Here is a 14139-nt window from a genome sequence, read left to right on the forward strand (position 1 = left end):
GGTGAGCGTTGCTCACCTTTTTTATTTATTCCGAATCAATATCTTTAAGTTCGTTTTCAATTGCCTTCGCGTTTGGATTATCTTCCGGCTTCAGCTTGCCGCCGTTGGCGATAAAGTCATGATTCTGGAAGTACGCTTCACGCACCATAATGTACGGATCGGACGACTGGCGCAGCAGGCCGTCTGAATCGAGCAGTTGCGCTCGGGTTTCAATCCCTTCCACCGTCCATTTACCCACCGACAGCGGCCAGGTCAGCCACGACAGAACCGGATACAGCGTATCGACCATATCGCCGCCATCATCACGCACGGTGAAGCTGCCATAGAACGGCAGATGGACGTAAGGACCGTAACCGACACCATAATGCCCCAGCGTACTGCCGAAACGGTGCGGCTGTTCACGCTGCAGTTTCGGGTTTGCCATACCTGCAACATCGATAAAACCACCCATACCCAGCAGGGAGTTCAGGAAGAAGCGCGTAAAGTGCACCATCCCCTGATACGGATCGCCCTGCAGGAAATAGTTGACCATCACCGCAGGCTCTTCGAGGTTGCTGGTAAAATTGCTTAACCCGTTACGCGCGGGCTGTGGAACGTAATCGCGCCATGCTACTGCCACCGGGCGAACCACATACGGGTCCAGCACGTTGTAGTTGAAGCTATACATAGAGCGGTTAAATCCTTCGAGAGGATCGGAGCGTCCCGTTTGCTCCCCGGAGCTGGCGCAGCCCACAAGCATCGTCGCGCCCAGCGCAAGCGCCGACAGCCGAAGTTTCATAAATATCTCCCTGTTCAGTATGGCTATCGTTGATTGCCATCCGTAACGGAGCATCTGGCGCTCCGTCTGAAAACGTGCAAGTGATTGTAACAGCACGTTTACCGATGTCTATGAGTACAGTTACGGGCAGTAATCACCGTGACTCTGATCTCAGCATAGCCTGACTTTTGGAATTCGTTTCGCTGGCAATTTTATAATGTCTTTGAACAAGATGTATCACCTTTGTTGTCATTCCCGCCAATTTAAGAGCATCCCCACAGGCATCCCGATAAAAGCCGCTACGCTTAAAAGAAAGATCAACCTCCGGGAGTAGATATGAAAGAAGTGGGTGAAGACAAAATTGGCGAAAGTAATGAGGAACATGAAATTGAAAGCGAGGAGAAAGCGCGCGGGGAGGAGATAGAGATTGATGAAGATCGCCTCCCCTCCCGCGCGATGGCAATTCACGAACATATACGCCAGGACGGCGAAAAGGAGATGGAGCGCGATGCCATGGCCCTCTTCTGGTCAGCTATCGCGGCTGGATTGTCAATGGGCGCCTCGCTGCTTGCTAAAGGGATATTTCATGTGCAGCTGGAGGGCGTTCCCGGCGGATTTTTACTGGAGAACCTCGGCTACACCTTCGGCTTTATTATCGTCATCATGGCCCGCCAGCAGCTGTTTACTGAGAACACGGTGACCGCCGTACTGCCGGTGATGCAAAACCCTACCCTCGGCAATTTTGGTTTATTGATGAGGCTCTGGAGCGTGGTTCTGCTGGGAAATATCATCGGCACGGGCATCGCGGCCTGGGCATTTGAATATATGCCGATATTTGATGAACCCACCCGGGACGCGTTTGTGAAGATCGGTATGGATGTGATGAAAAACACGCCAGTCGAAATGTTTTCTAATGCCATCATCTCTGGGTGGATTATCGCCACAATGGTGTGGATGTTCCCTTCTGCCGGTAGCGCTAAAATCGTGGTGATCATACTCATGACCTGGTTAATTGCGCTGGCGGATACCACGCATATCGTGGTCGGTACCGTTGAGATACTCTACCTGGTCTTTAATGGCACGCTTCACTGGAGCGATTTTTTCTGGCCGTTCGCCATTCCGACGCTGGCGGGGAATATCTGCGGTGGAACGTTTATCTTCGCGCTGTTAAGCCATGCCCAAATCCGTAACGACATGTCGAATAAACGCAAAGCCGAGCTTAAGGCGCAGGCAGAAAAGGATAAAGCAGCAAAAAAATCAACCTGAATGGTGACTCTTTGAGCAGTCAGGCGGCAACGCGCTTAACGCAAAGTGTAAATAACGCTATACTCGTGCCGCCTCGTCCCCTTAGTTAAATGGATATAACGAGCCCCTCCTAAGGGCTAGTTGCAGGTTCGATTCCTGCAGGGGACACTTTTATCTTCCTTGTTTTTAACCCAAATTAGTCTGTTCGCTGCAAAAACTCATTGAGCAGAAGCATCCTGCTTTATTTGAGCATAACGCGTTGCCAGTTGCTTTAGGTGAAGCTCAAGTTGGGTCTTTTCTGCTTCAGGGAGCGCACTTCCTGCAGGATACTGCGACAGGCGCCTGAGCTGCTCTTCAGCGGGTATCGCATGGTTAAATGACTGTATAGTCGAAAAAACCACTGATTTAAGCTCACTCACGGTTATATATTTTCCTTTTTGCTCATCCAGACTACTCAGCCGATCACTCAGTTGCTGAAGCGTCATCATCCCCTGATACCAGCTGTTCATTGCGTCTACAGGCAACGCCGTCGCGTTAAACTTTTTTTGCCACTGTATTATCAGCGCTTTAGCCTCTTCGGGCCGTAATGTCTGGAGCTGCTTTAACAGCTGTAGGCTGTAGGAAATATTCCAGTCAGGAGACAGTTTATCCAGCCGTGCAAGCTGCTGCTGCGTATCTGAGATAAACGTAGACGGTAACGTTCCTCGCTGCGTTAACGCGTCTTGCTGAACAGGTGTAAGCACTTCAGGTAACGGCGCCAGCGAGGCAATGGCCTGAGTCGTTAAGGGATCGGGTCTGGAGAGAAAGCCCCCTCCCCACGCTATGGCGAGGCAGACCACCAGCATAGAACACATCCCGGCGACAAAGGGCTTCCACTGCCCGGCAATCCGGGAGGGCATCACAGGTTCCTCACCGTTCGGCTCATTTTTCTGCTGGACAACATATACCCTTTTCACCGCCTGGATCGGTTCATCCTTTTCCAAAGGCGCTTCCCTGTCGGGCTTCATCTCATGCGAATCTGTTATTCCATGATTTTTTTCCAGTCTTGCCGCATTAGAATGTATCACCGTTCGTAATGTCTCGAACTGGCTAAGGTGTTTAAGCTCAAGGGTCTGGAGCACCGCCCCCAGCCTGGAAAGCAACGCTTCAGCGTTATATAGCTCACTCAGATTGCTGTCATCCAAAGTGAGCATACGCATGAGTTGCTGCAGGCGCTGGCTCAGGCTGCTAAGGATTTCCATTCGCACGTGTTGCGAATGCGGCCAGAAAACCTCCCACTGGTGGCTAATCAGAGCCTCCAGGATCGCTACCGCTGGTGAATTCAATACGGTAGCGGAACGGCGTGCTCAGGGCTTCATCGCCTTCAAAGGCCAGCACATCAAGCCCTGCGTCGCAGCCCTTCACCGAAAGCAGGTGATGGCTGTGGCTGAATCTTAGCGGGGGATTGGTATTCATGAGGATCCTTTCAGACGATAATTCAAAGATAAATAATCTTGATTTAATTTCTTTAATACATCAGACCTTATCAAGGTAAAAAAAATAAGGCAATTTACTTATTTACTTATTTACTTATTTACTTATTTACTTATTTACTTATTTACTTATTTACTTATTTACTTATTTACTTATAACCCCGATATTAAAGGAAGAGCATTAGAAGAATCATTCAATTAATTCACGCGGCGATATATATATCTGAGTGAATCTCACTGGATATACCTCTTTACTCTGTTCTTTGTTACTTAATTTAAAATCAACGATAATATCGCATTTATAACGATATCGTGCGAGCTTAAATTTATATATTTTCTTATTTCCTTTTTCATCTGGGAACTTTCCTTCTTTTTCATATAGACCTACGAATGTCAACTGGGCCCTCCTGATATTATCAAAATTCAATGCACCTCCATTTTTAAGTACCTCACTACAAGTCCCAAATGAAATGTAAGCAGAGTTCCATTTACCAGAACTATTATCTCTGAAGAAATTCACCTCAATTTTCCGTTTGTGGGAAAAATAATATCTATCTACGGGGCCATTTTTAGGATAATGAGGTGTTGCTCTATCGAAAAAGTTTTTATATACTTCTAGTTGCTCCTCAATAGAACTTTTTTGTGAAATGATCTTCGTTGCAGCATCAATAGCATGAAGCAATGAGACTTGGTTGTCGCACCCCATATATTTCTCCTCGAAAGTACTAACAACATTTATAGCATATTCAGATGAAGATACTTCATGGTTTGAAAGTAATATAACGCATAGAGAAAAAGCCACGACCTTCACCGAAATTTTAATCTTTTGTGAGGTCACCATGAATTACCCCCTCCTGGTCTGTAGAAATCAATACATCATTATCTCCCGGATAAAGAACCCATGAACTATTGAGCGTAATCAAATCATTGGCCACATCGCTACTTCCACCATTCCCATAGCATATAATCCCTGTTTGTTTATATTTCTCCGAGAAGTCAAAATGCCATTTGTAAGGATTCACAAATGTTCCCATTGTTGTAATACCATCAGAACCCACACCTTTGACAGGGCCACTCCCAGAAGGTGTAGAGACTCCTGCTTCCTTTAAAATATCTCTTGCCGTTTCAGCACATGTATCATTCATAAAGGCATAATAGTGCTCCGTGCCTGCATTGACCTTAGCTGTAAATCTATCAGCCTTTTTTTTCACCTTTATCGCCATCTCTTCACTGATTTTAAGTCTAAACAGGCGTGTGATTTCAGTTATACTATAACTTGTATCTCCTGGTCTTGCCCCTGAATATTCATCTGTGATCTTTCCTTGTGCAGCAAATCCCTTTGGTCCAAAGCTAAAAAAACATCAACTATATCGTTTTTAGTAACATAAAAAAAAGCATGTCCATAATCAATTGAAAGGTCTTGAACTCCATCGACAAATGCACTTGGATGATTGACTTCAAAACCAACAGTAAGAATATATAACTTTCTTCTTATTTGTACATTTGTTATGTTTATATCATTTGATGATTCCGCCCAAGATAACTCAGCGGATGATGACGTTTCTTGATCAAAAACATCCATATTAACCCCTTACTAAATAGCCAAATGCACACGGATATTATCTATTTTATTTCCACTGAAAATTTTCGTATTTCCATTTTCGTCTGTAGTTCCTGAAATTTTCGTACCGTCACTCATAAGTGCATAATATTTGGTTTGAGAATAAGGGAATCCTTTCTCATCCTTGAAACTGAACATTCGATTATAAAAAGGAGATATTTGGAGTTGTCGTTCTTCTGATTCTCCCTTACTGCTTCCCTGTTCGTCTGTACCTGTTTCGCCGGGATCTGTGCCGGACTCTGACGCATCCAGTACGGGGAACGTTAAAAATGAAGGTTTCGCTGAAGCCTTCTGCTGCCGGTCATAAAATCCCGCCCGTGTCCGGTAATCCCCGAGCGTCGCCGCTTCAATCGCATTCGCATCCAGCGTGATATAACTTCCGCCACCGTTCAGCGTGATCTTCTTCTTCGCGATAATCCTGATTTCATCTTCCGTGCTGACAATGCTGATTTCCTTGCGTGCCAGCAGTGCCATCAGATCGTTCTGGGCCTGTACCTGCACCGCCCCCTGGTTCGCGATAAGCCTGATGCCCAGCTTGCGGACGAACACGCTCAGGGCATTGCCCACCCCGATGAACAGATTTTTCACCACGCTGACGTCCGCATTTTTACCGGCCGTGGCAATCAGGTTCTGGCCGGCCGATACCTGAAGATGCTGTCCGCTGGTCAGCGCCATACCGTCCGGGGCGCTCATCAGCAGCACCGATTTTTTCAGGTCCGTCAGATGCTGTTCCAGCAGAGTGATTTGCGCCTGAAGGTCTGCCGGGTTCGCCGTCGCCGTCTGTGCATCATCCGATATCGCCTGCATCTGCGCCCGGGCATCACCCAGGTGGCTCACCGCCGGCTTCATCTCCAGCACCTGACCCTGCGCCTTCGCCTGCGCGTCCGCGCTGATAAATATCCCTTTCTGCGCCCGTATCGCACCCCAGCTGTCCGTCCTGAGCTCAAAGCCCTCGCCACGCTGCTGCTTCCCGCTGTCGACCAGGTGCCCGAGGTTCAGCTGGCTCTTGCCGCCGTATTCCGTGCTGACCTTGATATGCTCTTTCCCGCGCTCATCATCAAGGCGGATTTTGTTGTTCGCCGGGGTACGCAGGACGTTGCGTTTGTAGTTCCGGATGGTGACGTGGTCGCCGTGCGCCGAGTCATGCAGCACGCCGGCAATGTACGGCCGGTCCGGGTTACCGTCCTCAAAGCCAATCGCCACCTCGGTGCCCGCCAGCAGCGGCAGGTGCAGACCGTAGGTGTCCCCTGCATAAGGGCGGGACTGGCGCACCCACAGGCTTTCGAACCCGGTTTCCCAGTTATCACGGTCAAACAGCATGTTGACGCGGTAACGGCCGTCTTTATCAATATGCCCGTAGGTGTCATTTTCGGTGGTACTGGTTACGCGGGCCGGCAGCGTACCGGCCATCACCGGACGTTCTCCCGGCTCGGGGCGGAAGCTGAAAGCAGGTCAGTACGGCATTGTCTGGTGCAGGTTCACGCAGCACATCGCGCATCCTGTCACACAAGGTGTCACCGGCGTCCATCGTGCCGAGGAAGTGTCCCTGCAAAGGAATGTCATACCACTGCACACAGGCATCATCCTCTACACCGCGGCCTTTTACCGCTTCATCAAGCAATGCACATTGTGCAGTGAGGATATGCCTACAGCTGGCTTCATCGAGTTCACTCGCTTTTAGTTCACGCTGAACGCGCTCTACATCAGCGATACAGCGTTCCCATAAGACCCGACCTTCACCTTCCTGAAACAGCGGGCCATGGCGAAGGCTGATGACCTGAAGCCAGGTATCCTGCAGCAGTGCGTCAATATCAACAGGCACGGCAATGCCGCGTTTACGCTCACTCATGTTCTCAGTACCGCAAAGAGTTCAAGTTCAGGCTCACCAAGCATGCCCGGGACGTAAAACATGCATGTCCCGCTCTGGAGCATTTCGGCTGCCAAAGGATGCGAGAGGTCGAGACTGAAATACTGATTTTCCAGGCGCAGCGGAATGGCGGCTGGCACATGACGCAGCGGCATCAGCGGTACACCCACGCGGGATGAGTTGACGATCCCACGCACATGGTCAGGACTGCCGACCTTACACTGGCGCGGGAACTGTTCCTGCAACTGCGCCACCGGTATCGGCGACCGTACAGAAAGATAGTAATCCGCTCCTTCGCGCAGACGCGGGTCATGCAGGCGAGCCTGCCAGAAGTGCAGTCGTGGGTCATAGTCGAGCGTCAGAGCCACCACGCGGGACGGCAGACTGGCTTCAAGCAGATCGCTAAGTAAATCAAACAACGGCGGAAATACCGCGTTGAGTTGCTCATGATGCCAGACCGGAATGGCGTTCACCTGGTGCTCCAGAGAAAATGTCAGCAAGCTCCCCGCCAGGCGAGAAAGCTCCGGATACAGACGTTCCGGCGGGCTTTGCAGATTACGCTGGAACTGACCCAGTACGGGCTCAGCGCTATTCAGCGCGTTGAGCAGCCAGAACAGAGAGACATCAGCCACGGCAAAGTCAGCCATACGCTCATTGCTTTCGCGCCGCATTGCCATCAAACGACAGAGACGAGCCCGCAGCTGGGTCATCAACTGTTCCAGTTGCGTCACCAGCCAGCGGCTGCCTTGAATGGTCAACAGAGGGGGGAGAAACGTCTCATCTAATTGCCATAACCCCTGCGAATCTTGCTGCAGGCGGGCGACCGGACAAGTCAGATAATCACTGTTGTTCTGATGGTCAAAACGCAGCGTCAGTTCCGGTTGCATCACCGCAATCTGACGGGTGTCTTCCCCAAATGCATTGCGCACATCCCGCCAGCGCTGGCGATAACGCACCGGGCGCTCGGCCACTTCATCGGGTTTAAGGCAGTTACCGCCATTCGCCCGCAGTAGCGGAAGCGCCAGCATCACCGTCACCTCCTGCGATTCACTTTCAAGCGACAACACAGGCGGCAGAGAATCTGCATTGTCTGTATCAATCAGCGTTCCGTCCTGAAAACGGACATGCAGATGACGGGCCTGGAGACGTCCAAGCTTGAGAGATTCCGGTTCGAAAGTGGCGTCAATGACCCCCCAGGGTGAGATGAGTCCCAGCCGGGCAATACATTCGGCAGACCAGGCCGCATACGCGACCTGTTGCTGAAAATGCTGGGGAGAGACCATAATGCCCCTACCCCATAACGGTTGTTCCGTTTTCATCGGCTTCCTGCCTGTTTTTACGCTTTCGCTTTCGGCATCTGTGAAACAAGCGACAAATTGACGTCCATACCTTCCACCTGGAAGTGCGGGATAGCGTACAATTTCACGCGGAAGAAGCCCGGGTTGTCCTCAATGTCTTCCACCACTACCTTCGCGTCACGCAGTGGGTGAGACGCCTGAAGTTCATCGCCCGGATCGGTCATTTCGGTCACCAGACTGCGGACCCAGGTGTTCAGCTCCAGCTCCAGAAGGCGGCGATCCTTAGTGGTGCCAATGTTTTCGCGCTGAATCAGCTTCAGGTAGTGGGCGATACGCGACAGCAGGAAGATGTACGGAAGACGCGCATTGATGCGGCTGTTCGCCGTTGCATCTGCGGTGTCATACAGCGCCGGTTTCTGCGTGGAGTTAGCCGAGAAGAAGCAGGCGTAGTCGCGGTTTTTGTAGTAGGACAAAGGAATGAAGCCCAGATTCGCGAATTCGAATTCACGGGTTTCAGGAATCATCACTTCGCTCGGGATTTTTACCTGATTGCCGGTACCAAGATCGTACAGATGGATAGGCAGGTCCTGAACCGCACCACCGGCCTGCGGCCCACGGATCTGTACACACCAGCCATTATTGATGAAGCTGCGCACCATGTTGGACGCAAAAGCAAACGATGCGTTGGTCCACAGGTATTTGTCGTGATCCGGACCTTTGACCTCTTCGACATAATTGAAGCTGCGAACCGGAACGGTATCCGGGCCATAAGGCAAACGTCCCAGTACGCGGGGCATCACCAGACCGATGTAGCGCGCGTCGTCCGTATCGCGGAACGATTTCCACTTGATGTACTCGGCGCGGTCAAAATAGTTACCAATATCTTTAATCGCCGCAACGTCTTCCATTGACTCCTTGAGGAAGAATTTCGGGCCTGCCGAGCCGATAAACGGCATATGTGCCGCAGCAGAGACTTTAGAGATATTGCGCAGCAGAGCGACATCCTGCGCTGAAGCGTCGAACTCGTAAGCGGAAATCAGCGCCGCAATCGGCTCGCCGCCCGGGGTATCATATTCGTCGATGTAGGTGTGTTTATACAGACCACTCTGGATCACCTCTGGACAGTCTTCAAAGTCCTGGCGCAGGTCTTCTTTAGACATACTCAGAAGCTCAATTTTCACGTTCTGGCGAAAATCGGTTTTATCCACCAGCGACTTCACACCGCGCCACAGGCTCTCAACCGCCTGAAATTCATCATGGTGCATTACAGCGTCCAGCTGGCGGCTGATCTGAAAATCAAGCTCAGCGATGTGGTGATCAATCAGGCTTTTATCCAGTTTTTCTACTTTCGAGCTTGCTTTGGTCAGACACTCCAGAAAGACCTGCATACCTGCAGTCAGACGTTCATCGGCGGTGGCATCCGACATCGCCTGTGCATCTTGCCAGATATCCAGCGCGCTCAGCTCAGAGACCGGGCTCAGATTGATTTTCTCAAACAGGGAAGCGTAAACCCCACCCGCTGCTGGGCGCTCCAGCACCACGCTTTCACCGCCAGTAATATTATTTTGTACAGACATGAGCATTCCTTGATTAATCCGTTAAAACAGCCTGATGGTTACGATTTTTTTGACGCCAGTGCGGATAATTCATTTCGCAACTCAGCGCTAAGCGACTGGTCAAGAACGATTTTTTCCAGCTCTTTTCGGAAAGTCTGGTTATCCAAAAGGTTGGCTTTCAAATCACGGAGCAAGTTGCGCATCGCCAGCATCGCCTTCAGTTGCGGTATCTGAGCAGCCACCTGCTCTGGCGTGAAATCTTTCATGCTCTGGAAAGTCAGCTGAATGTTGTCCTCACCGCCATCATCAGCCAGCGTATTTTTAACGGTCAGATTAACTTTTGGGGAATATTCGGAAAGAACGCTATCAAAATTGTTCTTCGTGATATTAACCTTTTCGCGCTCAAATATTGGCGCTGTGTCCTGCCCATTACTAAAATCACCCGCAACAAGCAATTTCAATGGTAATTCCATTTTCTTGCTTGCTCCGCCAGTATGCAGGTCAAGCTTTAGGTTAATACGTGCCTTAGGCACTTCATTCTGAAAACTGTCAGCCATCTCATCATCCCTCTTTGGTTTTGCTATGCCAACTTCACGGTATCGCGTTGATGCGCAATAATAGAATAATGATCGACACAAAATCAAATACGCAGATCATTAACCCGCAATGAGAAATTTCTTAAGAATTTTCTGCTGAACTATTATTGTGTAATGCCCTGCCAAGGCAGAAAAAGGAACTACTCTTTTCGCGCAAACCAAATATTTATATCGTTTAAAGGATCGCAACCAGTGAGATACTAATAAAAACATCTTATTTTGATTTGCATCACGACACTTTGTCAAAAAAGCATGAATTAACTGAAAGAAGCTATTGAGGGACGCAAAAAAAGAAGATACGAAAGAAGTATGAAAAGTGAATATTTTATTGATGGCATGAATAATATATAAGATTTTTCCTTATGAAAATTCTTATTTATTATATGTGGTAAAAAATTCATTTCCGGATACTTAACGAGTCGTCAATCATTAATACCGTGCTTGCTCGCGAATTGACTTTATCCTTGCGCAGAGGCTTCTGCTCGCCGCGCAAGAAGGAGGGATGCTCTCAATGCGGCTGTTTATAAAATCTGTAAAATCAAACACCTCCTGGATCGTCGCTTTTTTAATCAAAAACGAGTAATAGCACATATCGTTTAACGGTGTTACATTATGCCGCCCACCCAACGTCAGCTATGGCCAGGTAACGCCGTAAAGATCGGTAAAGCCTGCAACCATGACCTTGTACTACGGTCTAATAGGCACGTGGTATCGCACTAAGCGTTACTTTCACCGGCTCTACATAGGTTTCTCTATTTTGTCTCAATCCAAATTTCAACGCGCGTTTTTACACCCGCGTTACTGGTTTACATGGTTTGGTCTTGGCGTTCTCTGGCTGCTGGTACAGCTCCCCTACCCTGTGCTGCGTATGCTGGGGTCGAAACTGGGCAGCGCATCCCGCTATTTCCTGAAGCGTCGCGAATCTATCGCCCGTAAAAACATCGAGCTTTGCTTTCCTCAGTACAATGCTGAAGAGCGCGAAAAACTGATCTCTGAAAACTTTAAATCCATCGGCATGGCGCTGCTTGAAACCGGCATGGCCTGGTTCTGGCCGGATGAACGCGTCCGCAAATGGTTTGATGTAGAAGGACTGGACAACCTTAAACGCGCTCAGCTGCAAAAACGCGGCGTGATGGTTGTTGGCGTGCACTTTATGTCCCTGGAGCTTGGCGGGCGCGTGATGGGCCTTTGTCAGCCAATGATGGCAACCTACAGACCGCACAACAGTGCACTGATGGAGTGGGTTCAGACGCGAGGCCGCATGCGCTCCAATAAAGCGATGATCAGCCGTAACAACCTGCGCGGTATGGTTGGCGCCCTGAAGAAAGGTGAGGCCGTCTGGTTTGCTCCAGACCAGGATTACGGACGCAAAGGCAGCAGCTTTGCCCCCTTCTTTGCCGTGAAGGATGTAGCGACGACCAACGGGACTTTCGTCATTTCGCGTTTGTCAGGTGCCTCCATGCTGACCGTGACGATGGTGAGAAAAGCGGATAAGTCAGGCTACCGTCTGCACATCTCTCCGGAAATGGCTAACTATCCGGAAAACGAGTGCGAAGCGGCAGCGTTTATCAATAAGGTCATCGAAACTGAAATCATGCGCGCACCGGAGCAATATCTCTGGATGCATCGCCGTTTCAAAACGCGTCCTCTTGGCGAAGCCTCCCTCTATATTTAAGCCCTGCGTGAAGGTTAGTTTCGCTAAGAAACTAGCCTTTTCAATCACCTGTCATCTCACTGCAAAACCGTCTTTGATGGCGTCGCCCAAAGTGAATTTATTGCGCTGTGAAATCAAACTGTCGCCGTTCCACGACACTCGTAAGTGGCGGAAATTATTTAAAAAAATCCCTCTTGTCACCCCTCATTTTTAAGCGTACATTAGCGCCGTCTGGCACCAGGAAAGCACAGAATTCTGAGCGGGAGTCATCGGCGTAACGGGAAAATTCTCATTTCTGTTTAGCCGGGATTTCAGTTCTCTATAATCAGTTGGACTCTGTTTTTAAATGCGTACCACAAGATACGCGGAGCGATGAAACGTGAAATATTTCTTTATGGGCATTTCGGTGATCGTTTTAGTCTGGGCCGGAACCTTTGCCCTGATGATCTAGTGAGAACATGCAGTCAAAAAAACAGGAGCCATTTGGCTCCTGTTTTTTTGTCATGAGGACACGGGGTTTTCAGCAACGCTCTTTGCTGAGAGCAGGCCATCGGCACGGAACATACTCTTGATTCCCCTCACCGCCTGACGAATACGGTCGCTGTTTTCGATTAAAGCAAAGCGCACGTGGGTATCGCCATAATCACCAAAGCCGATGCCCGGGGACACACACACCTTCGCGTCCTGCAGCAGCTTTTTAGCAAACTCCAGCGAACCCATCGCTGCGTACGGTTCCGGAATTTTCGCCCAGACGTACATGGACGCTTTCGGCATCTCCACCATCCAGCCAGCCTCATGTAACCCTTTTACGAGTACGTCGCGGCGACGTTTATACTGAGCAGCAATGTCGTGAACGCACTGCTGATCGCCCTCCAGAGCGGCAATAGCGGCAACCTGCAGCGGCGTGAAGGTACCGTAATCGTGGTAACTCTTGATACGCGCCAGTGCACTTACCAGCGTTTTGTTACCCACCATAAAGCCAATACGCCAGCCCGCCATGTTGTAGCTTTTCGACAGGGTAAAGAACTCCACCGCCACGTCACGCGCGCCCGGAACCTGCATTATCGACGGGGCTTTCCAGCCGTCATAGACGATATCGGCGTAGGCTAAATCATGAACCACCAGCACGTCATAACGCTTGGCCAGAGCGACAACTTTCTCGAAGAAGTCAAGCTCCACGCACTGGGCCGTTGGGTTCGACGGGAAACCGAGGATCATCATCTTGGGTTTCGGGTAGCTTTCGCGAATGGCACGTTCCAGTTCGTTAAAGAAATCGACACCTTCCACCAGCGGAACAGAGCGAACCTGCGCCCCGGCAATCACCGCGCCGTAGATATGGATTGGGTAACTTGGATTGGGTACCAGCACCGTATCACCGTGATCCAGCGTGGCCAGCATCAGATGTGCCAGCCCTTCTTTCGAGCCGATGGTGACAATCGCCTCACTTTCAGGATCGATATCAACCTGATAACGATCCTGATACCAGCGCGAGATCGCGCGACGTAACCTGGGAATACCGCGCGAGGTTGAGTAGCCGTGCGTATCCGGACGCTGGGCAACCGTGCAGAGCTTTTCAACGATATGCGGTGGCGTTGGGCCGTCAGGGTTACCCATGCTGAAATCGATAATATCTTCGCCGCGCCGACGCGCAGCCATCTTCAGTTCAGCAGTGATATTGAAAACATAAGGGGGGAGACGATCGATACGCGTAAAACGGCGTTCAGGACTGAATTCAGCCATAGATTCCTCAGATTAACGTTAGCGCCCGGACCGTCCGAGCGACGCTGCCACCGATGTGGCGTGCTTAGAAAATAACCTGAAAAAAATCACGCTGTCGAGAGGGAAATGAAAAAAAAGCGCCCGCGTGAAAACCGGAACACTGCAATACATGAAAGTAAAAGCAGGGTTCTGATATTGGCTTTCCGTTAGCCGTTATTTAACACAATGATATCAAAACAGTTACCTGGTGATTTGGCGCTGAGAAAAAATCGGGTAGCATCAATCCTCACCTGACAATCCCCTTTGTAAAATATGGTTTTTCCTCATTTGATAAACCCGACGGATAGCTGGTCA

General features: G+C 49.9%; 13 protein-coding genes, 1 tRNA gene and 2 pseudogenes. 4 read left to right on the forward strand and 12 right to left on the reverse strand.

Going from position 1 to position 14139, the window contains the following annotated elements; all coding sequences use genetic code 11:
- Positions 1 to 25 precede the first annotated feature (25 nt).
- Positions 26 to 778, reverse strand: a complete 753-nt coding sequence (gene mlaA / locus OKF39_RS16945; protein ID WP_041908870.1) for a phospholipid-binding lipoprotein MlaA — start codon at positions 776 to 778, stop codon at positions 26 to 28.
- A 315-nt stretch (positions 779 to 1093) separates the two neighbouring features.
- Here mlaA and OKF39_RS16950 point away from each other — a divergent pair, with 315 nt between their 5' ends.
- Positions 1094 to 2023 (forward strand): formate/nitrite transporter family protein, encoded by a 930-nt coding sequence (locus OKF39_RS16950; protein ID WP_041908869.1) that lies wholly within the window; start codon positions 1094 to 1096, stop codon positions 2021 to 2023.
- A 75-nt stretch (positions 2024 to 2098) separates the two neighbouring features.
- Positions 2099 to 2170 (forward strand) — tRNA-Arg (locus OKF39_RS16955).
- A 50-nt stretch (positions 2171 to 2220) separates the two neighbouring features.
- On the opposite strand, the gene OKF39_RS16960 is transcribed toward OKF39_RS16955, so the two are convergent.
- The 10 genes and pseudogenes from OKF39_RS16960 to tssB all read right to left on the reverse strand — a co-directional run bounded on the left by OKF39_RS16960 (position 2221) and on the right by tssB (position 10373).
- Positions 2221 to 3243, reverse strand: a complete 1023-nt coding sequence (locus OKF39_RS16960; protein ID WP_479983173.1) for a VasL domain-containing protein — start codon at positions 3241 to 3243, stop codon at positions 2221 to 2223.
- Between the two features lie 43 nt (positions 3244 to 3286).
- Positions 3287 to 3457 (reverse strand): hypothetical protein, encoded by a 171-nt coding sequence (locus OKF39_RS16965; protein ID WP_479983823.1) that lies wholly within the window; start codon positions 3455 to 3457, stop codon positions 3287 to 3289.
- A gap of 207 nt (positions 3458 to 3664) precedes the next feature.
- The gene (locus OKF39_RS16970; RefSeq protein WP_479983174.1) at positions 3665 to 4315 is read right to left on the reverse strand and encodes a hypothetical protein; all 651 of its coding nucleotides are present in this window, start codon (positions 4313 to 4315) and stop codon (positions 3665 to 3667) included.
- Positions 4293 to 4685: a hypothetical protein gene (locus tag OKF39_RS16975; RefSeq protein ID WP_479983175.1), complete on the reverse strand. Its 393-nt coding sequence runs from the start codon at positions 4683 to 4685 to the stop codon at positions 4293 to 4295. The genes OKF39_RS16970 and OKF39_RS16975 overlap by 23 nt, the downstream gene beginning before the upstream one ends.
- 53 nt (positions 4686 to 4738) lie before the next feature.
- Complete coding sequence (locus OKF39_RS16980) at positions 4739 to 5056, reverse strand: hypothetical protein (RefSeq protein ID WP_479983176.1); 318 nt, start codon at positions 5054 to 5056, stop codon at positions 4739 to 4741.
- A gap of 12 nt (positions 5057 to 5068) precedes the next feature.
- Positions 5069 to 6547: pseudogene (locus tag OKF39_RS16985) on the reverse strand (DUF2345 domain-containing protein); the annotation flags it as partial.
- Positions 6537 to 6944 (reverse strand): annotated as a pseudogene (gene tssL, locus OKF39_RS16990) (type VI secretion system protein TssL, short form); the annotation flags it as partial. The pseudogenes tssL and OKF39_RS16985, both read right to left, overlap by 11 nt.
- Positions 6941 to 8281 (reverse strand): type VI secretion system baseplate subunit TssK, encoded by a 1341-nt coding sequence (tssK, locus tag OKF39_RS16995; RefSeq protein WP_288765578.1) that lies wholly within the window; start codon positions 8279 to 8281, stop codon positions 6941 to 6943. The gene tssK and the pseudogene tssL, both read right to left, overlap by 4 nt.
- 17 nt (positions 8282 to 8298) lie before the next feature.
- A complete protein-coding gene (gene tssC, locus OKF39_RS17000) occupies positions 8299 to 9843 on the reverse strand; it encodes a type VI secretion system contractile sheath large subunit (protein WP_479983177.1) in 1545 nt (514 codons plus the stop codon).
- A gap of 32 nt (positions 9844 to 9875) precedes the next feature.
- On the reverse strand, positions 9876 to 10373 hold the full coding sequence (tssB, locus tag OKF39_RS17005; protein WP_041908834.1) for a type VI secretion system contractile sheath small subunit: 498 nt from the start codon (positions 10371 to 10373) through the stop codon (positions 9876 to 9878).
- A 793-nt stretch (positions 10374 to 11166) separates the two neighbouring features.
- Between tssB and lpxP the strand changes: the two genes are divergently transcribed.
- On the forward strand, positions 11167 to 12087 hold the full coding sequence (gene lpxP, locus OKF39_RS17010; protein WP_028013977.1) for a kdo(2)-lipid IV(A) palmitoleoyltransferase: 921 nt from the start codon (positions 11167 to 11169) through the stop codon (positions 12085 to 12087).
- Between the two features lie 358 nt (positions 12088 to 12445).
- Positions 12446 to 12517: a membrane protein YpdK gene (gene ypdK / locus OKF39_RS17015; RefSeq protein ID WP_099458937.1), complete on the forward strand. Its 72-nt coding sequence runs from the start codon at positions 12446 to 12448 to the stop codon at positions 12515 to 12517.
- Positions 12518 to 12567: 50 nt separating this feature from the next.
- On the opposite strand, the gene alaC is transcribed toward ypdK, so the two are convergent.
- Positions 12568 to 13806: an alanine transaminase gene (gene alaC, locus OKF39_RS17020; protein ID WP_028013978.1), complete on the reverse strand. Its 1239-nt coding sequence runs from the start codon at positions 13804 to 13806 to the stop codon at positions 12568 to 12570.
- Positions 13807 to 14139: the final 333 nt, after the last annotated feature.

It is taken from the genome of Enterobacter cloacae complex sp. HYC042_NIDB, assembly GCF_056673315.1.

Coding starts and splice junctions, on each gene's coding strand:
- mlaA (WP_041908870.1), bottom strand. CDS start 778: ATGAAACTTCGGCTGTCGGCGCTTGCGCTGGGCGCGACGATGCTTGTG.
- OKF39_RS16950 (WP_041908869.1), top strand. CDS start 1,094: ATGAAAGAAGTGGGTGAAGACAAAATTGGCGAAAGTAATGAGGAACAT.
- OKF39_RS16960 (WP_479983173.1), bottom strand. CDS start 3,243: ATGGAAATCCTTAGCAGCCTGAGCCAGCGCCTGCAGCAACTCATGCGT.
- OKF39_RS16965 (WP_479983823.1), bottom strand. CDS start 3,457: ATGAATACCAATCCCCCGCTAAGATTCAGCCACAGCCATCACCTGCTT.
- OKF39_RS16970 (WP_479983174.1), bottom strand. CDS start 4,315: ATGGTGACCTCACAAAAGATTAAAATTTCGGTGAAGGTCGTGGCTTTT.
- OKF39_RS16980 (WP_479983176.1), bottom strand. CDS start 5,056: ATGGATGTTTTTGATCAAGAAACGTCATCATCCGCTGAGTTATCTTGG.
- tssK (WP_288765578.1), bottom strand. CDS start 8,281: ATGAAAACGGAACAACCGTTATGGGGTAGGGGCATTATGGTCTCTCCC.
- tssC (WP_479983177.1), bottom strand. CDS start 9,843: ATGCTCATGTCTGTACAAAATAATATTACTGGCGGTGAAAGCGTGGTG.
- tssB (WP_041908834.1), bottom strand. CDS start 10,373: ATGGCTGACAGTTTTCAGAATGAAGTGCCTAAGGCACGTATTAACCTA.
- alaC (WP_028013978.1), bottom strand. CDS start 13,806: ATGGCTGAATTCAGTCCTGAACGCCGTTTTACGCGTATCGATCGTCTC.